Annotated in this window: 13 protein-coding genes and 1 pseudogene; all 14 read left to right on the top strand. The window is 42.4% G+C overall.

The features are described 5' to 3' along the window. Nucleotides 1–207 (top strand): annotated as a pseudogene (locus C557_RS25605) (group II intron reverse transcriptase/maturase); the annotation flags it as partial. 341 nt (nt 208–548) lie between these two features. Next, nucleotides 549–1,154 carry a DUF1819 family protein gene (locus C557_RS0107660; protein ID WP_018751262.1) on the top strand — a complete coding sequence of 202 codons (606 nt, stop codon included), beginning with the start codon at nt 549–551 and terminating at the stop codon, nt 1,152–1,154. Then, the gene (locus tag C557_RS0107655; protein ID WP_018751261.1) at nt 1,154–1,732 is read left to right on the top strand and encodes a DUF1788 domain-containing protein; all 579 of its coding nucleotides are present in this window, start codon (nt 1,154–1,156) and stop codon (nt 1,730–1,732) included. Before C557_RS0107660 ends, C557_RS0107655 begins: the two co-directional genes overlap by 1 nt. Nucleotides 1,733–1,748: 16 nt before the next feature. Beyond that, complete coding sequence (gene brxC / locus C557_RS0107650) at nt 1,749–5,369, top strand: BREX system P-loop protein BrxC (protein WP_018751260.1); 3,621 nt, start codon at nt 1,749–1,751, stop codon at nt 5,367–5,369. Between the two features lie 15 nt (nt 5,370–5,384). Then, nucleotides 5,385–8,984 (top strand): BREX-1 system adenine-specific DNA-methyltransferase PglX, encoded by a 3,600-nt coding sequence (gene pglX / locus C557_RS0107645; protein ID WP_018751259.1) that lies wholly within the window; start codon nt 5,385–5,387, stop codon nt 8,982–8,984. A gap of 83 nt (nt 8,985–9,067) precedes the next feature. Continuing rightward, nucleotides 9,068–10,654 (top strand): SIR2 family protein, encoded by a 1,587-nt coding sequence (locus C557_RS0107640; RefSeq protein ID WP_018751258.1) that lies wholly within the window; start codon nt 9,068–9,070, stop codon nt 10,652–10,654. 116 nt (nt 10,655–10,770) lie between these two features. Beyond that, nucleotides 10,771–13,290, top strand: a complete 2,520-nt coding sequence (gene pglZ / locus C557_RS0107635; protein WP_018751257.1) for a BREX-1 system phosphatase PglZ type A — start codon at nt 10,771–10,773, stop codon at nt 13,288–13,290. 14 nt (nt 13,291–13,304) lie between these two features. After that, nucleotides 13,305–15,365: a protease Lon-related BREX system protein BrxL gene (gene brxL / locus C557_RS0107630; RefSeq protein ID WP_018751256.1), complete on the top strand. Its 2,061-nt coding sequence runs from the start codon at nt 13,305–13,307 to the stop codon at nt 15,363–15,365. A gap of 9 nt (nt 15,366–15,374) precedes the next feature. Next, nucleotides 15,375–15,647, top strand: a complete 273-nt coding sequence (locus tag C557_RS0107625) for a hypothetical protein (RefSeq protein ID WP_018751255.1) — start codon at nt 15,375–15,377, stop codon at nt 15,645–15,647. A 334-nt stretch (nt 15,648–15,981) separates the two neighbouring features. Then, on the top strand, nt 15,982–17,292 hold the full coding sequence (locus C557_RS0107620; protein ID WP_018751254.1) for a reverse transcriptase/maturase family protein: 1,311 nt from the start codon (nt 15,982–15,984) through the stop codon (nt 17,290–17,292). 107 nt (nt 17,293–17,399) lie between these two features. Next, on the top strand, nt 17,400–17,564 hold the full coding sequence (locus C557_RS24910) for a hypothetical protein (RefSeq protein WP_018751253.1): 165 nt from the start codon (nt 17,400–17,402) through the stop codon (nt 17,562–17,564). A gap of 240 nt (nt 17,565–17,804) precedes the next feature. Continuing rightward, complete coding sequence (locus C557_RS0107610; protein WP_018751252.1) at nt 17,805–18,881, top strand: restriction endonuclease-related protein; 1,077 nt, start codon at nt 17,805–17,807, stop codon at nt 18,879–18,881. Then, nucleotides 18,878–21,976: a pPIWI_RE_Z domain-containing protein gene (locus tag C557_RS0107605; RefSeq protein WP_018751251.1), complete on the top strand. Its 3,099-nt coding sequence runs from the start codon at nt 18,878–18,880 to the stop codon at nt 21,974–21,976. Before C557_RS0107610 ends, C557_RS0107605 begins: the two co-directional genes overlap by 4 nt. Next, nucleotides 21,966–24,503, top strand: coding sequence for a pPIWI_RE module domain-containing protein (locus C557_RS0107600; RefSeq protein WP_018751250.1), 2,538 nt, complete (start codon nt 21,966–21,968; stop codon nt 24,501–24,503). The genes C557_RS0107605 and C557_RS0107600 overlap by 11 nt, the downstream gene beginning before the upstream one ends. Nucleotides 24,504–24,507: the final 4 nt, after the last annotated feature.

Here is a 24,507-nt window from a genome sequence, read left to right as displayed (position 1 = left end):
TGTCTATGGAAACAGTGGAAACGAGTACGCACACGAATCCGCGAACTCCGAGCGCTTGGAGTACCCGAATGGGCCTGCTTTAGGATGGCAAACTCGCGGCGAGGCGCATGGGAAATGTCTCGGAACACAAATAATGCCCTTCCCACTTCCTACTGGGAAGCGAGAGGGCTGAAAAGTTTGCTTTCACGTTACTTAGAGCTTTGTTAACCTTTTGGAACCGCCGTATGCGGACCCGCATGTACGGTGGTGTGAGAGGACGGGGGCTTGCCGCCCCCTCCTACTCGATTTGATGAAGAGAATCTGGAAGAGATGATGGAATCCTTGATGAAGTGAACAATTCTGAAGAGGAGTTCTATTTTCAATGGGATGGGACGGAGGAGTATAGAACGTATATTCGCTGACCATATACGGTCACTTTGGAAAGGTATCATTGTAAGCAAAGTGCCTTTAACGCATTATTAAGAAAGGAGCGTAAATGTGGTATCTTATTACTATGAGAAACTAGGGATTCTCCCTAAAACCAATGAAAGCTACGGGTGAAATAAACAATGAAGCGAATAGCCGAATACAGCGCAGGAACTGTAAAACAATCGTTCTGGTTTTCTGAATTTCGCAAGGTGGTTCACCTGTTGGGTCAAGGAATGACATTAACGGACATTAAGGCATTGAATAAGGAACAAAATATTTTTGCAGCTCCAACACAGGAAAGAGCTACGCAAATTATGAATACCATAGCCACACGGGCAGCCAGTTTAGACCCATCCATTTATCCTTTGTTTGAGCAGAGTGATGTGTCAACCCAGAAACTGATTGCCTTGGTAGCTATTATGCAGACAGATCGATTGTTTTTTGAATTTGTTTATGAGGTCGTTCGGGAGAAGATGATTGTCGGAAGCCACGAATTGGCAGACAGTGATATTCGGATTTTCTTTAAGGAGAAACAACTCCAAAGCGACAAGGTGGCTACTTGGACGGAATATACATTGAAACGCCTTGGAAGGTGCTACAAGACAATGCTGATGGAGGCTGGTCTGACGGATCGAACTCCCGGGAGCAGAGAAATACTTAAACCCATTATGGATCCTGAATTGGTAGCATGGTTGCAAAAACATGGCATGGACCTGATGATACACGCATTGACAGGAGTGAGATAATGGCAAGTCTTCAGGAACGGCTGGAACAAGCAGAAGAGATTATTAAACAACCGAGCTTTCGCCAGAATAAAGGCCTGGGAAATGAAGTCGGCTACTACGTATTTGATTATCCGGCAGAGCAGGAAATGGTAATTAGAGAATGGACCCGGTATATGGAGGCGAAATATACAAAGTCTTACCATGACTTTGAATTGTTAGTATTTGATTTGTATGACATCATTATCGACACGTTGGAGCAGGAAGACTTCATGGAAGATTGCTTTCGGTTCGAGAAAAAGAAAGGGATGGAGCGGATCGTGGAGTCCGTTGGGCGATTGCTTCAAATCAGCGATGATGCGAGCGTGATTGTTCAGCATATCCGGGAACGAACCCCGCAGAACGCGGTTGTTTTCCTGACCGGGGTCGGCAAATGCTATCCACTGCTCCGTTCTCACAAAGTACTGAATAATCTGCACCAGTCCGTAGATCACGTGCCGGTGGTCATGTTTTTCCCAGGAACCTACGATGGGCAGGAACTCGTACTTTTCTCGGAAATCAAGGACGACAATTATTATCGGGCATTCAGGCTCGTGGAATAACAGGGAGAGTTAAACAATGAAGATACAGGACATGTTTATCAGGGAAATCGACAGGGATATTAAAGGGGTTATCAAAGTCGGACAAGGCGATGAGGCCAACGTCAAGCAGGAGCTGGATGAATACGTCGTTACGAGGGAATTGCAAAAGCATTTTGCTGATTTTTTTGCCAGTTACAAAAAAGGGATCAACGGTTACACGGACAAAATGGGGGTCTGGATCTCCGGTTTCTTCGGGAGCGGTAAATCTCACTTCCTGAAAATTCTTTCGTATTTGCTTGAAAATCGTGAGGTCGAAGGTAAGAAAGCGCTGGATTATTTTATTGATGACCGTAAAATCACGGATCCGATGGTCCTGGCAGACATGAAACTCGCTACCAGCGTTACGACGGATGTTGTCCTATTCAATATTGATTCCAAGAGCGAAATGTCGGGGAAGCAGTCCAAGGATGCAATTGTCTCCGTCTTTTTGAAGGTATTTAATGAAATGCAGGAATTTTGCGGGTCGATCCCGATTTTGGCGGATCTGGAGAGACAGTTGGTTGAAGTTGGACGATATGTTGAATTCAAACGTTTGTTTGAAGCAGACTACGGTAGACCATGGGAAACCTCCCGCCACAAGTTTGACTTCATCCAGGATAGCATTGTCGATGTATTGGTCCAGATGAACTTTATGAGCGAAGCAGCGGCGCGCAACTGGTGTGAGAGAGCGATCGAACCTTACAATATCAGCATTGATGATTTTGCTCGTCTCGTAAAGGAATACATCGAGCGCCGGGGCAACAATCATCATATTGTTTTTCTCGTCGACGAAATCGGGCAATACATTGGCGATGATTCCAAATTGATGCTGAATTTGCAAACTGTTACAGAAGATTTGGGGACAGCTTGCAAAGGGAAAGTCTGGATCGTCGTCACCAGCCAGCAGGATATCGACTCGATAACGAAGGCGAAAGGCAATGACTTCTCCAAAATCCAGGGTCGGTTTGATACCCGTCTGTCCTTGTCGTCCGCGAATGTCGATGAAGTGATCAAGAAGAGAATATTGGAGAAAAACACGACTGCTGATCAAACCCTAAAATTACTCTACGAACAAAAAGCAACCATTATCAAAAATTTGATTGTGTTCAATGATGGGGTTGAGAAAAAACTTTATACCGATAAAGAGGATTTTTCGACCGTATACCCGTTTATTCCCTATCAGTTTAACCTGCTAGGGAGCGTGCTCACTTCGATTCGGACGCATGGTGCTTCGGGAAAACACCTCGCTGAGGGCGAGCGCTCGATGATCGCCTTGTTCAAGGAATCTGCGATGAGATTGATGGAACGGGCGGAAGGGACGCTTGTCCCATTTAACCTGTTCTATGATGCCCTGCATCAATTCCTTGATCATAGCCATAAGGGTGTCATCAGCAAGGCAATGGATAATGAAATCATTAATCCGGACAAGCTTGAAGAGTGTTTTGCGGTCAATGTATTGAAGACCCTGTTTATGATTAAATATGTCAAGGAAATTACAGCTAACATCGATAACATCACCAGCTTGATGATTTCCGATATCGATACGGACAGAATCGTGTTAAAGACGCAAGTAGAGGAAGCGTTGAAAGTTTTGTCCAGCCAGACTCTCATTCAGAAGAACGGTGAAATTTACGTATTTCTGACGGATGAAGAGCAGGAAATCAATAAGGAAATTGACCATTTGAATGTGGAAATGTCGGAAGTCATCGGCAAGGTGTCTGAACTGGTGTTTGAAGATATTTTCAAGGAAAATAAATACCGCTATCCCGCCTTTAACGGCAGGTACAACTTTGCCTTCAATCAAGTGATTGATGACCGGCCGTATAAAGCGAATCAGAACCATGATATCGGAGTTCGGATTCTTACGCCAAACTCTGATTTCGGCGATGATGAAACGACACTTCGCATCATGTCCGGTCAACAAAAAGAAGTTCTTGTCGTGTTGCCAAACGATTCCGCTTTCCTGGGTGAAACTCGTCGTGCCCTGCAAATTGAGAAATATTTGCGGCTGAATACGACCAGCGCCTTGCCTAAATTTGACCAAATCAAGGAAGCCAAGCGGATTGAAATGCGGGAACGGAACGATAATGCCAAGCTGTTCCTGACGGAGTCTCTGAAGCAGGCGGATATTTATGTCAATGGGGATAAGTCCCAGATCGGTTCCAAGGAAGTCTCTTCCCGGATTAATGAAGCGTTGGGACGACTTGTGAATACGGTGTACCATAAACTGTCCTATATCGATACAGCCATGAGCGAAACTAACATTCGCGCTTTGTTTAAAAGCACTGATCAGATGTCTCTGTCCCTGGAAAATGGTACGGAGCCCAACCAGCATGCGTTGAATGATATGCTTAGTTATATATCCACCAATTCTTCGATGCACATGAAGACGTCGATGAAAAGCTTGATGGATCGATTTATGAAAGCTCCTTACGGCTTTGTGGAAGATGATGTCGAATGGCTTGTAGCCAAATTGTTCAAGAATGGCGATATATCCTTTACGGTCAACGGTTCCAACGTGACCTTGTTTAATAAGTCGGATGAGGAGATTGTTCGTTATATTACGAAGCGGGAGTATGTTGAGAAGCTGCTGACCGAAAAGCGGGAAAAGCCGGATGAGCGTCTAAAGAAGTCGGTTCGCGAAGTGATGAAAGAGCTGTTCGGTACTTCGGGTAGCCATGAAGATGACGATGCCCTAATGCGCAGCTTCCAAACGTACAGCCGCAATTTGCTGGATGAACTGGACAAGTATGAAATTAGGTACCAGGCGAAGTCTTTTCCTGGCCGAAACGTGGTTGTTCAAGGGAAGAACTTGTTACGCTCGATTTTGCAAGTGGAATTCCAGTTAGAGTTCTACAAGAAAATTCATACTGAACGGGAAGAATTGCTCGATTTTGCGGAAGCCTTTGAACCCGTTAAATTATTCTTTGGCGGTGAACAGAAGGCAATCTATGAGAAGGCACTGAACCTGATTAGCATTTATGACCAAAGTAAAACGTTTATCGTTCATGAACAAGTCGAGCAAGTGGTATCTGATATAAAAGCCATTTTGAGAAAAGAAGCCCCATACGGAGATATTCCGAAGCTTCCGGAATTGCTGGATCGTTTTGCCGAGCTGTACGCCGGATTATTGGAAGAGATGGTCGTTCCCGTGAAAGCGGCGATTGATACTGCACGTGAAAGAGTATTCGACGTGTTGGAGACGAAGGAATACAAAGAGCAGTTTATGTCGCGTTTCCTCATGTTATTTAAAGAAATTTCCGAAAAAGCAGAAACCTGCAACAATGTGGCGACCTTGCAAAATATCAAGATCGAAGCGGATGCCTTGAAGGTGAGGCTGCTAAATGAATTGGCTCGTAAAGATGAATTGATCGCCCTTGACCGAGTTAAGGAACAACAAGCGAAACTCGTTGTGGACCAATCCGAAGGGCAAACAATTCCAAAACCTGCTCCGGAGCCAAAGTTGAAGAAAAGAAAAAACATCAGCATTAAATCGGTCAGTCTCTCCGCCTCCTGGCAAATTGAATCGCCACAGGATGTCGAGAAGTATGTAGCAGAACTAAAACAGAGGATCTTAAAGGAATTGGAAGAGAACACGATTGTAAATATTGAGTTTTAAAAGGAGCAGCATGTAATGAACAAGATAGCCATCAAGAACTTTGCGATCTGGGCCCGCAAAAAGCTGATCGCGGATATTTCTTATAAAGCCGGATTGCTGGGGATTACGGACAAGGAGATAAAATCTCCGTTGCCCCAATCTACCCGCGATGTCGAGTTTTATGATATAGGCACAAAGGAACCTTATTCGATCAGCGGCATTGAAATCGAGCAGCGCAGAAAATTGGCCGAAGTCATTCAAGAGAGAATGGAGCGGTCTGATTATAAGTCCGCGTTTAACAATGTGATAGAAGAAGTTGCCTATACCTGGTTCAACCGTCTGATTGCGGTTCGTTTCATGGAGGTAAACGATTATCTTCCGTCACGGGTACGCTTGCTCTCGTCGGACAGCAATGGCAAATCCGAACCAGACCTGGTCACTTCACCGTTTGACGCGGACCTGGAGTTTAGTCATGTCGAAAAGGAACAGATCATCAAGCTGAAAAACAACAATGAACTGGACAAACTGTTTCAAATATTGTTTATCAAGCAGTGTAATGCCTTGAACGCCATCCTGCCTGAATTGTTTGAGCAAACGAGCGACTATACCGAGCTGTTGCTCAACGTGTCTTTCACGGATCAAGAAGGTGTTGTCTATCATCTGGTGCATGATATCCCAGAGGGTGACTTCAACGTGAATAAGGAAGGTCAGGTTGAAATCATCGGATGGTTGTATCAGTATTACAACACGGATCTCAAGGATGAAACCTTTGCCCTGCTCAAAAAGAATGTCAAGATCACTAAAGAGCGGATTCCGGCAGCGACTCAGTTGTTTACCCCGGATTGGATTGTCCGTTATATGGTTGAAAACAGTCTCGGCCGCCTCTGGTTGGATGGCCATCCCAATAACGAGCTCCGGGCTGGATGGAAGTATTATTTAGACGAAGCGGAGCAAGAGCCCGAGGTGCAGGCACAGCTGGAAGCGATTCGCGAGCAATATAAAACGATCAAACCGGAAGAGATCAAAGTGATCGACCCTTGTATGGGGAGCGGGCACATCCTGGTCTACGCTTTTGATGTATTGCTGCAAATATATGAGAGCTATGGTTACAGCCAGCGTGACGCGGCCAAGAATATTCTCGAACATAACCTGTATGGTCTCGACCTCGACAAACGCGCGTATCAACTGGCTTATTTTGCCGTCATGATGAAAGCCAGACAATACAACCGGCGGATCCTGAACGGTGAAACGAAGTGCCATCTCTATGCGATCCAGGAAAGCAACGGAATCAACCGGGAACAGTTAAAATACTTCGGTGTGGGAATGGATGAATCTGATCGAAACATGGCTCTGCATCAAATGGAGTACCTGCTCGATACGATGCATGATGCGAAAGAGTATGGATCCATTTTGATTATTGATGAACTGAAATGGGACTTGCTGGAGGAGTTTATTGAACGAGTAGATCTTGGTGGACAAGTAACGTCTGGAACCGTTAACTTGGACATTACGAAAGAGAAGTTAAGACAGTTACTCGAAATTACTGTAACTTTAGCAAAGAAATATGAAGTAGTTGTAACCAACCCTCCCTATATGGGGAGTAGTGGAATGAGCGAAAAACTTTTAAATTATGTTAAAGATAAGTACCCTGATGAAAAATCTGATTTAAGTACAGTATTTATGAACAAATGTATTGAGTTTTGCAGTCAGGTTGGAACTGTATCAATGATTAACATTCCTGTTTGGATGTCCATATCGAGTTATGAAAAATTAAGACGGAAAATTATTTTAAATAATACTATATTAAATATGTTGCATTTTGGAAGAGGTGTATTCGGGTCGGATTTTGGAACAACTGCATTTGCAATGGCTAAGAGAGATATTAAAAATTATAAAGCTTTATATCGCAAATTACATAATAATGTAGGGGATGTTGATACACTTGTACAAAAAGAAGAATGGTTTTTTTCGAAATACGGCTTATATACTAAAAGTAAAGAGTCATTTGTAAATATTCCCTCTTTTCCGATTGCGTACTGGTTAAGTGATAGAGCAATTAGTCTTTTTAAGCAGAATGATAATTTCGGGCGATTTGCCGATCCGCGTCAAGGATTAGCCACGGGAAATGATGAATATTATTTAAGAACTTGGAGTGAAGTTGACTTCAAAAATATTGGATTTGATATGTTAAGCAAAGAGATGTTATGGAATGCAGAAAAGAAATATGCGCCCTTTAATAAGGGGGGGGCATATAGAAAGTGGTATGGAAATAATCTTCTTGTTATTAAGTTTGACAGAAATCATTACGAGAAATTGTCGAAGGTTGGCAATCATTTACCTTCTAAACAATATTACTTTAAAAGTGGTATAACATGGTCAGCTTTGACTGCATCCTCTTTCTCGGGAAGACTATCCTTAAACGGATTTGTATTTGCAGGGAAAGGGCCAATGTGCTTTCCAAATGAAACCGGGATGATTTATTCGATATTAGCGTTTCTAAACTCGAAATTAACAAACTACTTCATGAAGGTATTTTCTAGTACTACTGATTTTAACCAAGGACCAATGAGAGACCTGCCTTTTATATCATTGAAAGGGCAAGCTAAAGATTCTATTGATAAAATCTCCAAAGAGTTAGTTAAAATTTCAAAGGATGATTGGGATAGTTTTGAAACAAGTTGGGACTTTAGGAGACATCCGTTTTTATTGAGGAGAATCGGGGACATTAAGCTTCTTGTTAATTCTTATGAGGAATGGGAAAAACATACTCTTAAGCATTTTATTAAACTCAAATCCAACGAAGAAGAACTCAACCGTATCTTCATCAAGATTTACGGACTGCAAGACGAACTCACCCCAGAAGTTGACGACAAAGACGTCACCGTCCGAAAAGCCGATCTCGGTCGCGATGTTCGCTCTTTCCTCTCTTATGCCGTCGGTTGCATGTTCGGCCGTTACAGCCTGGATGTGGATGGACTTGCCTATGCCGGTGGAGAGTGGGATAGCAGCAAATACAAGACCTTCATCCCGGATAAGGATAATGTGATACCTATTACGGATGAGGAGTATTTTGAGGATGATATTGTAGGACTGTTCTGTGCCTTTCTCAAGAAGACGTTTGGAGAAGAGACGCTGGAGGAAAATCTTGATTTCATCGCAAAAGCGCTAGGCAACAAAGGGAACACATCCCGTGAGGTGATTCGGAACTACTTCCTGAAGGACTTCTTCAAGGATCACTGCAAAATTTATCAGAAGCGGCCAATCTATTGGCTGTTTGATAGCGGGAAAGCGGATGGCTTCAAAGCACTAGTATACATGCATCGGTATAATGCCGATACGATCGGGAATCTGCGGATTGACTATTTGCATCGGATGCAGCGGGTTTACGATAGTGAGATTGCCCGGATGCAGGAGACGATCGACAACAGTGGAAATGCCCGTGAGGTCGCTGCAGCAACGAAACGAAAAGAAAAGCTGACCAAGCAGTTGAAGGAAACGAAAGAATACGATGAGAAAATTGCTCACCTAGCACTTGCCCGGAAAGAAATTGATTTGGATGACGGGGTCAAAGTCAATTATGAAACAGTGCAAACGGCAGGAGATGGCAAAAAGTACGAAATTTTAGCAAAGATCTAATCACTTGAGCTCTAATCCGACAGGAGGACGCAAACTTTTATCGAATGTATTAAGTACAAGGTTCGGTTGAGGGAGGTGTTCCGATGAGTGTCGCATTAGAGCTTTTAAAGAAAAATAATGAATACCCGATTGTGTTTATCGGTTCCGGAATGTCGAGGCGATATCTTCAATCCTTTCCAGGATGGGAGGAAATGCTTAAACAATTCTGGGACCAATTAAACACGGGCAAAGATTTCTACGGATTCTTGAGTACACTGAAAAGACATTTGTCAGAAAGAACTTCGGATACGGAATATGATGTGGATTTCTTGACGAATATTCAAGCCGGATCGGAGATTGAAGATCGGTTTAACGAAAAGTTCTTTCATCAGGAAATAGAAATTCCAGGGTTTGATACCGAGAAAGCCTACAAATTTGATATCTCGCCATTTAAAATGGCCATTGCCCATCAATTTTCATCCTACCAGGTAAAGAGCGGGATGGAAGAGGAGTATGCGTCCTTTAAAACCTTCTTGAATAAAACACAAATTGTGATTACAACAAACTATGATACCTTTATTGAGGATTCCGTTAATTCGGTTAATCCCCTTGGTATGAAAAAATATATCGGTCAAAAAGGTTTTTTTGAATCTACCTATGGATGGGCCGAAATTTATAAAATACATGGTTGTGCAACAAATCCGAAATCGATCGTAATCTCTAAAGCGGATTATGAGCAGTTTTCGAAAAATTCCATTCTCATCAGCGCCAAGATTATTTCGCTGCTCCTGAATTCGCCAATTATTTTCTTTGGCTATTCGTTAACCGACGGGAATGTACGGAAGATACTGCGGGACTTTTCTTCGTCGCTGTCGAAAGAGGAACTCAAACGATTAGCTTCGAAAATTATCATTGTAGAATGGGAGAAAGGTCAGAGGGGAATTGTCGAGCAGACCTTTTTTGATACGGATTTAGGTTGTGAGTACACGGTACTTCGAACCGATAACTATAAACTGCTGTATGAAATTCTGTCTGAGATTGATCAAGGGATCCATCCTTCGGAAGTGCGGAAATACCAGCATGTTATTAAGCAGCTGATCCTTGACCGAGGCAAAAAGGGAAGTCTAAACACGCTCTTGGTTTCACCTGAAGAATTGGAAGATATCGAGAAGCGAATTGGTGATGAAAAACTGGTTGTTGCGTTAGGAGATACCACCTATATCTTTCAAATGCCCGACCTTCTCACTTATTTATTGGATTATTTCTTTGGCGGCCGTTCCATTCATACGGATATTGCGCTTCGCTTTATTGCGAGTCAGAACAGCAATTCACGGATTCCGTTTATTAAATATGTTGAGGGGATTGATCTGGATAAAACCAATCTTCATCCCGTTGAAATCGAGAAAATTAACCAAAGAATAGCGAAATTTACCGGTCCGCAAATTTGTTTGGATTCAATTAATCCATCCAACCGGATCAAGGCAGATTCGTTAACGGAAATTTTGGAACAACAACTAAAGCCGGATAAAGAATACGATCTTATTGCTTATAATGCGCTGAAGTTGGACAAGCAGGAAGTAGGAGCGTACTTGAAAGAGAAGTTGGAGAAATTTAAGGCTGATGGGATTAGAAGTGTATCGACTTCGATGAGGAGATTGCTTACGATTTACGACTTTATTGAAAATAAATAGAGACTGACGCCGAACCCACGGAGTGGATTGCCATCAGCCTCTTGAAGCCTTATTAGTATCTTCATTTTACCACGAATGTATGATAAAGACAACAACTAACTTAACGGAGCAGAGCCATGGCTGAACTGAATTTGAAGCAAATTGCGGATAAATTAAATAATGAATTTACGGGAGATACCCGAAAATTGGTGTTCTGGTACGATGACCAAGGGGAATTTTTCGAGGATATTGATGCGCTTGAGCTACAAAATGCCAAGGTGTATCGTTTGGAGCCCGATAACCAGTTTTATACGAAATATTTTCTGGAGCGGTTGGATCGGACGACAAATTACCTCGTTTACGCCCCGTTTCCGAAGCCGCCTGTTAGGGACAATCATTTGGCCGATACGGTCAAGTATTCTAAACAGTTTTATGCCGATCGTGCTTCCTTGCTCGCTGTGGATCTGGGCATCGATGAGAAGTACAAGCCGGTCATCCAAAAATATATCAAATTTTTCGGAGCTAAAGACCGCACCCGACGCTTCTATGACCTCGAGATCGAAAATTTCACAGAGGATGTCATCGAGATCGCCTTAATGAGCGCCTGTTGTAAAACCCGGACCGCTTCTTTTGAAGAGGTGGTTCGGGTTGTGCTTACGGATGATGATCTGGAGCAGAACAAGTTTTTGGTCGAGTTCGATAAATACGATCTTCTGCCCGCTTTTTGGCGGCTATGTGAACAACAATTCGGTTACACCGATTCGGATCCTAGTTTAGAAAAACTGGTCTATTCGTTATTCATAACGTATACGGATCGATATATGGAAGGAGAGCTACCCAAGGCTTGGGTAAGCCTGGTTTCCTATAAATCCGGCAACATCATTGCTTTCCTGGACAATTTGATGAATAGTGTGCTTTATCGAGAACGTTATCGTGAGCTTTCCGGTCATGTGGCCGAAGCCCTTCGGGTGGAAGAGAAGTTTGCTTCATTAGATCCGGAGGTTTTGGTCGATTGTGAAACCTTCGCGGTCATTGATCGGTTTCTTATCCGCTGGATTGCTGAACGTTTATTGTCTGAAGACTCAGGCGCCAAGCTGGGCAGTCTGACGATTCCTCAGCTATGCGAGCAGCGAATGAAAATGCATTTCGGCGATATTTATAAACTGCATTATGAACTATTGATTCAGGCATGGCATCTGATTGGGCATGCGAACTACAATTGCTCAAACGATGTCCACGAAATCGTGAATCAATATCTTCAAAACGATCATCAGTTGGATTCTTATTATCGTTGTTTCTACGCTAGTTATGATCGGATTGAAGACAACGCAGAATTCGAAGCGTTGCGTGATTTGGTGGAGAACATCTACAGCAACGAATACCTAGGCACCCTTCTTCCCAAGTGGAATGCAGGTTGGTCTCAAGGGGAAATGATGGCCGTTCTTCCATTGCAGCGCCAGTTCTACTCAAAGTATGTTCGGGATGCAAAGGATCGGGTAATCGTGATTATTTCTGACGGAATGCGTTACGAAACCGGGCAGTCACTTTTGAATAAGTTGAAAGATGACAAGAAATGTACTGCAAATATTGAGGCAATGTTGAGTGTACTTCCGTCGTATACTTCTCTGGGGATGGCCGGACTCCTTCCTCATAAGACACTGGAAATGACTGAGGATTATCGGGTGTTGGTGGATGGGGCCACCTGTGATGATCTTAAACAAAGGGAAGCTATTTTGCGAAAATACAATCCCAATAGTCTCTGTATTCAGTATGATGTTCTCAAGGAGATGAAGCGTGAGCCGATTCGGCAATTATTTTTCGGTAAAGAAGTTATTTATATTTATCATAATCAGGTTGATGCTCGTGGTGATAATCCAAAAACAGAAAATGAAGTGTTTTTCTCATGTGATGAGGCGATAGATGAAGTGTATCGCCTGATTAAAAGAATGACTGAAGATCTCAGTGCAACAAATTTTATCGTTACCGCGGATCACGGATTTATATACAAGCGGGACAAGCTGCAGGAAAGCGATAAGATTACGGGTGTTTCTGGCAAAGAGGCATTCGTGAATCGCAGGTTCATGATTTCAGAGAACGCCGTTCAGGAAGACGGGATCATTTCCGTGCCGCTGGGGATGGTCCTTGGCCATGTCGATCCCAAGTTTGTTTCTGTTCCGGTCAGTTCCCATGTATTCACAGTCGCAGGCGGCGGTCAGAACTATGTTCATGGCGGGTCTTCGCCGCAGGAGATGATTGTTCCGGTGATTCAAGTCAAGACCGAGAAGGGGCGTAAGGAAACTCGCCCTGTTCAGATTATGCTCGTCAGCATGGTGCAAAAGATTACAAATTTAATTACCACGCTGGATTTTATTCAATCGGATCCGGTCAGCGATGTCGTGGAAGGAATGACCTATAAAATCTATTTTGTATCCGAGGACAATGAGAAAATATCGAACGAGAACACTTATGTTGCGGATAGCAAAGATACCGAACCGCATAAGCGGATGTTCCGTCTGCGTTTTAATTTCAAAAACCAGCTTTACGACAAGTCAAAGCCATATTATCTCATAGTGATCGATGATAAAAATGTAGAAGTGCTTCGGCATCCCGTAGTGATGGATGTTGCGTTTGCCAATGATTTTGGATTTAATGTGTGAGGCAGGGGATCAAGATGAATGAAATTTCTGGCCGATTAGAAGGTGAATCCGGGCTCATCGATAAGTTGAACACTTACTTTGCCGGCAAAATTGTCCGAAAAGATTTAACCAAGAAAATCAAAGAAGGCGCCAACGTTCCGGTATATGTATTGGAATACTTGCTCGGCATGTACTGTTCCTCCATGGATGAGGAGGAGATTGAAGCCGGTGTTCGCAATGTGAAGAGCATTTTGGCGGAGAATTATGTTCGCCCGGATGAAGCACAGAAAATCATTTCCAAACTTCGGGAAAAGGGTAGTTACACGGTAATCGATAAAGTATCCGTCAAGTTGAATTACAAGAATGACGTATACGAAGCCGAATTTTCCAATCTCGGGATTGGAAACGTACCGATCGGGGAGAAATATGTATCCCAGTATGAGCGCCTACTCGCTGGTGGGATCTGGTGTATTGTTCAGATGGAGTATTTCTATGACGAAGCGGATAAGAACCGATGCCCGTTCATCATCCGTAAGCTCGATCCGATTCAAATGCCAAGTCTGGATTTGGAAGAGGTCAAGGCAGCGAGAAGCTATTTCACGGACGAAGAATGGATTGATGTGCTCCTGAGAAGTACGGGCATGGAGCCATCCCAGTTCACGAAACGGGTGAAATGGCTGCATTTGGCCAGACTCGTTCCGATGATCGAGAACAACTATAACCTGTGTGAACTGGGACCAAGAAGTACGGGCAAGTCCCACATTTATAAGGAAATCAGTCCGAATAGTATCTTGGTCTCCGGGGGGCAGACGACGGTAGCGAATTTGTTCTACAATATGGGGAACAAGACGGTTGGTCTGGTTGGGTTATGGGATTGTGTTGCTTTTGACGAGGTTGCGGGAATTAAATTTAAGGATCAGGACGGAATTCAGATCATGAAGGATTATATGGCGTCCGGTTCGTTTGCCCGCGGCAAAGAAGAGAAAAATGCTTATGCCTCGATGACTTTTGTCGGCAATATTAATCAAAGTGTAGACGTGATCCTGAAAACATCGCATTTATTTGATCCGTTTCCGGCCGCTATGGCGAATGATACCGCATTCCTGGATCGGATGCATTGCTACATTCCGGGTTGGGAAATCCCGAAATATCGGCCGGAGTTTTTTACGAACGCCTATGGCTTTATTACGGACTATTTCGCGGAAATGATGCGGGAACTGCGCAAAATATCTTATGGCGATGCATTTGATAAGTACTTCAAACTGGGCAACAATTTGAACCAACGCGATGTTATTGCCGTAAGGAAGACCGTTTCCGGTTTGATCAAACTGGTCCATCCCGACGGACGTTTTACGAAAGAAAATGTGGAGGAGATACTCCGATTTGCGCTGGAAATGCGCCGTCGGGTGAAGGAACAGTTGAAGAAGATCGGTGGAATGGAGTTCTATGACGTGAACTTCTCCTATATCGATCAGGAAACATTTAATGAAGAATACGTCTCCGTTCCCGAGCAGGGAGGCGGCAAGCTGATTCCGGAAGGGATGAATAAACCGGGACATGTCTATACCGTGTCGCACGGCAAGTCCGGGATGATCGGCGTGTACAAATTGGAGACACAGATGACGGCGGGAACCGGTAAATTTGAAAAGACCGGGATCGGTTCCGATCGGGAAGCAAGAGAAGCCGTGGACACTGCTTACCGATATCTGAAAGCGAATGGACGAAATATCAGCGGATTATTGAGTACAACAACGAAAGATTACCTGATGCATGTTCAGGATCTGAACGGCATTGGCATGACCAAATATCTTACTTTACCTGCAGTTGTAGCTATCTGTTCTGTTGCTCTTAATAAGCCGATACTTAGCAGTACCGTTATTCTCGGCGATTTATGCATCGGTGGCACGATCATCAAGGTAGAGGAGCTGGCCAATACTCTCCAGGTTTGTCTTGACAGTGGCGCCAAAAAGGTATTAGTCCCTATTACGTCGGCTGTCGATCTCGGAACTGTCCCCTCGGAGCTGATCGGCTGCTTCAATATTATTTTTTACCAAACGGCTGAAGATGCGGTATTTAAAGCTTTAGGGGTGGAGTAAATAGAGAAATTGGCGCGTATATTGCCCGAGCTTGAATATGGTTTAGCTTATACCATTACCTATGTTGAATCTGACGGTCGCGAGAAATGTTATGATTTGTGGTTCGATAAAGAAGATACGGCTTATTGTTTGCAGGAGATTTATATAGAAAACAGGGTACCCGAAGAACTTGGCGAGATTTGTAGATACCATAAAGCCGGGATCATTGGGAAGTTGACGGAGTTTGCGGAGTGTGAGCGGTTTGTGGTCAGGGAATGGTTAACAGGAGCAGAGGAGAATTAAATATCAATTATACGAACGTTCGTTTGCTAAATCTACTAATCTATGATAATATGAAGCTGTAAAATCGCCTTACAAGTTGTTGTAAGGGTGGGAGATTGAAGTCAAGGGTCTCGCGAGCAGTAGCAAGTACAAGACACATTGACAAGGTTCACTCGTGGACACGAACTCACATATCAGGCAACAAGCACTCCACATTGAACACGCCTCCTCAACTATCATAGCATAGTTGTTCATGCGTAATTTATGGGTGGCTGTTATTCAATTACATCATACCTGTCAACTTAGGAATGCTACCCTCCGTGTTGGCAGGTATTGCACTTATATGGGGTGTAAAATGAATATTGATGAATGGATGAAGATAGCAAAATATCGAGGCTATACACATTTTGATAGAAAACTATCTGCCAAAAAAGTATGGGATTATATTTCAGATTCTAACAAAATTAAAAGGCATGGGTTCTATCCGTTTATTCGCTATACAATTACTATAAGAAAATATAGCAGAACTAGAGGAAGAACGACCAAAAAACGAGTAGTTTGTTATTCAGCCCATAAAGACCGTTATATTTATCAATATTACTCTTATCTTTTAAATAATGAATACAACAAGAGAGCCCAAAATGGCGATTTAAATTGTTGTGCGATAGCATACAGGAATAATCTAGGTAAGAATAATATAGATTTTGCAAAGGCAGCGTTTGATAAAGTCAAACGATTGGGTTCGTGTTACATAATAATTGGAGATTTTACTGGCTTTTTTGATAATCTTGACCATCAATATTTAAAGACAAGAATATGTGATTTGTTGCAAGTAGAGAAACTTCCGGATGATTATTATGCAGTTTTTAAAAATATAACTAAATTTTCTTGTTGGGATTTATCTGATCTGCTTAAAGAAAATGGGTTGCCTAATACTTCTTATGGGATGAGGCAATTCAATAAACGAGACATAGCCCTTTCTTTAGCGAAGTTTAAGACTTTAAAAAGTAAACAGATCAAACCTAATAAGAATTCCTTTGGAATTCCTCAAGGTTCAGCAATTAGTGCTGTTTTATCGAACATATACATGCTTGAATTTGATGCCAAGATGAATACGTATGTATCTCCTAATAATGGATTATACATGAGATATAGCGACGACTTTATTATTGTTGTTCCCAAAAATGGAGATGAGTCTTTTGTAAAAGACTACGAGACTATAATGACAATAATTAATGAAACCCCTTCAATAGAGCTAGAGCCTAGTAAAACAAAACTTTTTGAATTTGATGCGGGGAGTATATCCTCATTAGAAATCCAGGATAATACTGTTTTTAGATCAGAAAAGAAACAACGAATCGACTATTTAGGATTTTCCTTTGATGGAAATATTGTTTCAATTAGGGACAAAACAATTTCAAAGTATTATAACAAGCTTAATAGAAATATAAGAAAAATTGTTAATAACGAATATGATACAGAAACTAAAAGAATTATTAAATGTATCCGTTTATATAAGAAATTCGGGCTTCAAGGTGGAAATAGTAAGAACCGAAATTTCTTAACGTATGTTGGTAGAGCAGAATCAAGATTTGGTCCTAAGGAAAGAGTCAACTTAGTGAAAAAGAGACATATTCAGAAAATAAGAAAAAAAATGAGAATTTAAATTTAACGGCCTTGTTGATTTATGAACTGACATTTGAATATGAACAAACTGAGGGGTCAATAGGGCAACATGAATTGATTAACAATCATTACAGGAGGTGTAAAACGATGAACGCCTTCGATGAACTAACGAACCAAATTAAAGCTACAGAAGAAATTATTGAAGCATGTAAAGCTAGCCATCAAGCTTTAGGATTGCCGGAGTTTATATCTGAATTGGAAATCAGGTCACTGCAGCAGAGACTAGATGAATTGAAACGCCAAACTTTTTAAGAGAGTGAGATTCAATTGTGGACCTATCCATAAGAGATTATCGTATCTTGGATTTAAAATGATATTGCGTACCGTGAATAATTAGGAGTAGAGAGAAGCTAATTAAAAGGTTTCTCTTTTTTGTGTGGTTTAATAACCAACTCTCAAAGTCTCAAGGTGACGAACATACATTCGCTGGCATCCTGGCGTCACTTCTATCATGTATCCTATTAGTTATCTACTGCGAAGGAGGGTGCTGTTATGGTTAACGAGGGAAAGACCAAGACGTCGGAAATGCTCTTTTATCTCATTACGGGCATTCAGCAATGGCAGAATAATTATGGGGTCATTCCTGATGATTTATACAAAGGTATGCTGATGTTTATTCAACTATCCTCTGAAATGAATCCCAATCCGCCGGTTGATCTTTATCATTTGATGCAGATTCTTCACAAACCCTCACAAGAATGGGGGATACCCGATCTCAAGAAGGTTTATCCTGAACAAGCCCCGCTACTAGACAATTTCGTTGGCTTAGTGACCGATGCCGATGAGTTTTTGAATCGTTTTATTTCTCCACAGGAAGCAGAGCAGCAGCAGATGTACGAAATTCTGAAATATTCCAGGGAGGAAAGTAGATGTCTGCAAGAGGAATACACGACAATTCGCACCTTCCTATCTGATCCTGGTCATGCAGTTATTACCTCGCGTGAACGTTCGGATTTTCTTGATCGTTTTCAAGATGTTGATCTAATTCAGTTAATTACAGCCTGTTATCAGGAGATTACTGAAGAAGTATCTAATTACCGGAAATGTCCGCACTGCGGTTGGACAATGGAATACAAGCATGATCAATGGCGTTGCAACAAAGAAGATGTTTGCCGCTCGCTTGCTGATATGGAGGTGCTTGAACCGTTCGACTTTGGAAAACAGCGTGTTTTCCGTCTTATACCGGGCATTCAACGATTCGTATTGTTGCCAGGAATGTCGGAACTTCGTATGGCTGAACGTTTGCAAAAGAAAGGCTATGAGGTGGACCTTTATCCCAATATCGATACCTTCGACTTGTCCGTTAGACAAGGTGGTCGCCAATTTTTCCTCGATGTAAAGGACTTTAAGGACCCGCAAACACTTGCCAATTATTTTAATGAACAAAGCTCCTCTTATCTAGAAAAGTACCTGAATCAATGCTACATTGTCATCCCGCAATATCGAGATCTGATGTTTCGAAACTATACAAAGAGAGCTGAAGTGTACCTGAATGATACGGCACAACGATATATCAGGATCATTATGGAGAATGAATTGGAGCAAAGATTGCAGGAGGTGTTCTTTTGAGACAGAGCTATTGGGAATTGGCAGAGGACATCGTAAAAGAGTTTGATACTTTCCACCTCCGCAAATCGGACATCTCGATACTGGTAAGTGTGGAGCTACTGATCATCGGTTGTCATAAAATTGATCTTTCATTCAATATTGAACAAGCTTGGTCGCTGTTAGTTGGTTATAACGAGCCCTTTCTGCCGAATTTGGTCGAAATTACAACCATCACCCGGATGCGCATTCTCTTTCCTGAACTCCGTCATAAGAAGGTTTTGCTCCGGAGATTGTCTCGATATCGTGAATTGAACCCGGATTACAGAATGTTTAACGTTAATGCTGAGGGAATTGCTATTTGTCTTTCACCTAAGTTTAAACCCGATAGAACTGCTATATATCGACGGATCTTAGAAGAAAATATTCCTTTCAAACTCAGTACGAGACCTTTGGCCGTAAGTGGGGATTTCAAATACTCACGCAGAATCCGGGGCGGGCAGACGATTGACTTTAAAGGTACCATTCCTGGGTCTTTATTGAAAGATACAACGGAGTCGTTTCCTATCTACCATTCAAAAAAACTACTGACTCTTTCGTTACCCTATGATGGGTCCTCCCTAGCACAGGAAATGGATGCTTGCCTGAATAGGGATGGTATGTGGGAAACGCGTGCTCAACAAGTCATACTTGAACCTGTAGCAGGTGATGAGCGGGAGTTGACTTATCAAGGCAATATCCATATTGGTGGGGGACTTGGCGCAGGGAAATCGACCTTCATGATGCTGGAGACATATCGACTAGTGAAGAAACATGGGGCAAAGGTTGGATTTATTGAAGGCAGTGTCGCCCAGGTGCTTGGGCGGGTCAAAGAGCTGCGCCGCCTTGGCGTCCATGCGGTTCCTGTGATCGGTCGGTCAAGCAGAAGCAAACACCAGCAAGATTATTTGTTTGCCAATATGCATCAGATTCAACAAATCGGCGATTGGATGAACTCCAACCATGAATCCCTTAGACATATTTCTGATGTCTGTTTGATTAAGTCTTTAACGACACCTATTGACGAGGAACGGAATAAACCATACCCGTGTCTTCAATTGCAGCAAGATGATAACAGAGTTCTTTGCCCGCTGGCTCATAAATGTGGTGTATATCGCGATTTTGCCGCATTGAGAGATGCAGAAGTTTGGGTAACAACGGCTTCAAGTGTGTTAAAATCTCGAATCCCCGAACTTATCGATCCTTATGCAAGAACTGTCTTTGAGGCAATGCATGATTTGTTGGATGTCATCTTTGTTGATGAGGCAGATCAGGTACAGAAGCAATTTGACGAGGCTTTTTTGACGGAATATAACGTATTTGGATCTACAGAAGACATTTTTGAAAAACTGAGAACCGATTCCAATCAACTTACCAATGGAGAATATGGGCAATACGCCGGGGATCCAGCCATTGTTGAATGGAATGATCGACTCCGGATGTTGGAGCATATGGTTTGGCGCATCTATGCAAAATTAAATGATTCCCATACTTTAAGAACTCATCTTGAAGGCAATCTAATTCGAGTCGCAGGGGTAGCAGGAACTATAAGCGGAAAATTAGCCACTGAAGCAAATGAGCAGAAACAGATCTTCAAATGGTTGATGGAATATGCTTCAGACCCGTATAAAGATAAACGCTTATCAGTAATTGCAAATGAATTGATCGATACGGACAGTCCTGAACGAAAGCAGTTGTGGATTGATGAGCTGATTTCTAAACTGAAGGGAGTCATTAAACCACGGGTAAAGAAATCATTGCTGTACGCTCAATTTGAGTTCTTCATTTATTTGTGTCGAGTTGAGGAAAATATCAAGTATATTTTAACCGCCTTTCCTATGATCCAGGTGAAGTTGGGGTTATCGATTAACTTCTCTCCATTATTCACCATGCAAAAAGATTACCAGGCATTTATGAAAGAGGCGATGACCGGCGTTACGCTGGGTTACAGGTATGAACTTCCTGAAGGCAAAAAATCCGGAAAGTTTAAGTTGATCGAATATACGGCGATTGGACGTCTACTGCTTAATGAGTGGCATCAGTTATACCGAGATAGTGATAGTAAAGAAGGGCCAGCTGTGGTTTTTCTGTCAGGGACAAGCCATGCACCCAAATCGGCTCATTATGATTTGGAAACTTCTGCTCGTTGGTTGCTAAGCGCAGGACGTTCAAGCTCCAACATTCAACTCTACTATAAACCTGTGCTCGATATGACGAATGGAGAATTTTATGCTGTTTCCGGGATTCAAGACAAGGAGCAAAGAAGTCAAAACCTTTCCGGAATGGTTCGAAAATTAAAGTCCGATATTAACTTCGACTTGCAATACTGGGGAAATAAATGTCCATCAAGAAGAGTGCTTCTTGTTGTTAATTCCTATGAGGATGTTGAAACGGTTCGCCAGGTATTTGCAGATGATCCCGTCTGGGATAAGCGGTATATGGCGCTTGGAAGAGATGCGGAACTGAAAGCAGACGAACTTTCGAGAAGCCTCATAGAAAGCTTTTGTCAACAATCTGCAGAAGTCCTGATTGTTCCGTTGCTCTCAGTTGGCAGGGGATATAACATTTTGGATCGAGAAGGTGGGGCATTATTCGGCAGCGTTTATTTTCTTGTGAGGCCATATCCAATCCCTAATGATTTAAAATATCTTGTTCAGATTCTACATGCATTTCTTCCGAAGTATATGAAGCGGATACAGAATGAAGGATTGCGGTATGAACCGGCCATAAATAAATTGCGCCAGATAAGCAGCGGTAAACTTGAAAGCATGTATATGAAGCCGGACTATTGGTCGCTCCTTCATGATGACGAACGTGAGATGATGGGTTGGTATACATTTGTTCCTGTCTGGCAGATGATCGGACGATTGCTGCGAGGAGGCAGGGATGCTCGTGTTTTTTTCTGTGATGCTAAATTTAATGCCAAACCTGCCAGGAATAAAAGTGGGCTCTCTATGTTGAGTGTATGGAAAAAGATCATGACTGGTAATAGAAATGATATCTTGTTCCAAAGTTTGTACGGGCCTTTTATTCAAGCGATCATACAGATGAAAATGGAGGATGAAGACGATGAAGACTAAAATGATGGAGTTATTTTATCTTGAAGTACAAGAAGAATCCTTTTACGATGAAGCAATTCACATTATGCATATGCCGGAAAGTTGGCGTGATTATCTGGTTCATTCAGAGTATAAGTTAAAATATCAAGTCAAGCCCTTGGGGCAAAAGCTCAATAGTATTTTTCCTGAAATGATCCATGTAGCTGTGAATTATATGTCTTTGGCTAATGATTGGCCATGGATCGTCTCAACGGAAAGGTTGTCAACTTCACTGATCAAAAAGCTGACCTTAGGCTGGTTAGCGTCCCTAAAAAAATGTACGGTTTCAGATCTGCCTGCAGAACTTAAAGAAGTAGAGTTATCATGGCATACAACCACTTTTGGAGAATTTTATGCGGCATCAGACAAAAAGGCGGTCGACAAGTATCAGTGGCTACCGGGCCTTGCTGTTATTAAATTCTGTGCTGAACCCAGACAGGTGGACCTGGGACATGGGATCGTTAAGGAATTTCAATTTTTTCATACCGTGTTTAACCACAAGCACGAGTGCATAACAAGTCCATATCAAAAGTCAGCCAAACATGATCCCTTTTCCTATGTACTTAAAATTAGTCTTGAAAACCGTGGCGGTGATGCCAATAAACTGTTATTGTCCGTTTCGGTGGGGATACGTCGCTATTTAAAAGAATCCAAAATTAAAACAGAGCAGAGTGGGCGGGTCTGTTATTTAAAGGATAATCCGGCTTGTTCTGTCCTTGTTTCTGTCCGAAATCCTGACTATGTTCAAGAAACGATGTCATTTTCGCAGTTGCAATTTGAAAGGTATGTAGATACCAGCAAAGGTACTTTTTCGCGTTGGAAGACACATCTGGACAATCTGTATTGGGATGTACTCTATGGAGAAAGCTTTGAACCTGATTTGTTGATGTCAGCGCCTGCCAGCTATCTGGAAGGAAAGGGAGATATAACAGCTTGGGTTGTTAACCATAACTCTTTTCGTAATGTCAATAGCTGGGTTAAACCTGGGTTAGGAGTATCGGAGAAAAGAGGGTTATTTAGCAGTTTTAAAGAGACGCTCGCCAAGTACGAGCTTGAGCCCCTGCCTCACATTATAGAGCTTTCGGGTCCCAAAATGAATGATCAGCGTTTTCCAATCATCTCTGAAAAAGATCGAGCGATTCGGATTGAAGTGTATAGCAGTGAGGAGATGTTTGCAGCGATGAAGCAGCTCTATACGACGCCGCAGAAATCCATTGATATGGTTGGGAAGAAGGAAGAAGGCACAGTGATCTTTAGGCCAATCTCCGAGCAAATTTATAGACTGGATAGTAATAAAGAGGTCGTCGTGGAATTTGTCCACTGCAATCCGGACGGTATTGTTCAAGAGCTTGAGATAAGAAGTTGCACAGCAGATGTCGCTTATCATAGTTTAGTAGCTCAAATAAAGAGCAGGCTGGCTCCACAAAAGGTTGATCCAACGGTTAAAAAACTGGCACTCATTGAAATCAACGGTAAGGAGGATTGGAGTAATGGTGCCGATCCAAAATTTGCGATTCGAGATGCCATGAAGCAGTCGGGCAGGTTAACACAGTTTATTGAACCTCTTGGGACGGAAGGACTTGAAGCAGATAGGCCGCGCATAATTAATGCATTGCTGGATTTGCTGAATGATGCAGGTTTTCTTAGTTTTAACGTAACCAAACTTGAGGAGACTCGTCCCATTCTTTCATTTAATCTACTTAAAGCTAATCATGGCTTTCTGCCGGTTGCATCCAAGATGAATAGAGCGGAAGTTATGGTTAAGATGTTGGGAGTAGATCAGTGGGTACCTGTAGAGGAGGCTCCGTTTTATCTGGAAGATGTAAAGGTGCTTAAACAACAGCCGAATAAATTTAATAACAGCAGCGCGGTGTTCGGTTCTTTTTTGACACAAGTTATTGAGGATGAGCTAGACAGGCATAATTATGAAATCATCGTTATGATCCATGCAAAGTTAAGGAAAGGATGGCTCCCCGCCATTCAAAATGGTCGAATTCAGTATGATGTGGTGCCGTTTTTGAATGAACGTTTGATGAGTGAGTCTAGAGTAAAGTTTATCAGAATTAACACCATGCAAGATGTTCCGCAATATCGGATTTTTTATACGGAGAATGAAGAAAGACCGACTAAGTCATCGGGAGTATTTAAAGACCCTCTAGGGATTTACTATGGCGTTGGAGGCAGGCCGGTTACAATGAGGAAGGCCTTTGTCGGAGATATCAAATATTTGCAGCCTTCTAAACTAATGTTGCAGCAACGGGCAGTAGAGTGCATTCCATTAGGCCCGCTTGATGAAGTAGAGCGTGATGATTTGGCGAATTTGGTTGACCAGCTTCGCAGAGTTGGATTGACTTATGATAAACATACTGTCGATCCTTATCCGATGAGAGTAATGAGGATTTTATCAAAGTATCTTACAGGGAACGAGATTTTCTATGAGGATGAATTTGAGGATGAGATAGAAGTTATAGAGCCTGAGGAGACTGAAGCTGGACTGGAAGTCGGATAATTGG

The sequence above is a fragment of the Paenibacillus sanguinis 2301083 = DSM 16941 genome, assembly GCF_000374825.1.
In the GTDB taxonomy this organism is placed as follows: Bacteria; Bacillota; Bacilli; order Paenibacillales; family Paenibacillaceae; genus Fontibacillus; species Fontibacillus sanguinis.
This window is presented reverse-complemented; position numbering and strand designations above follow the sequence as displayed.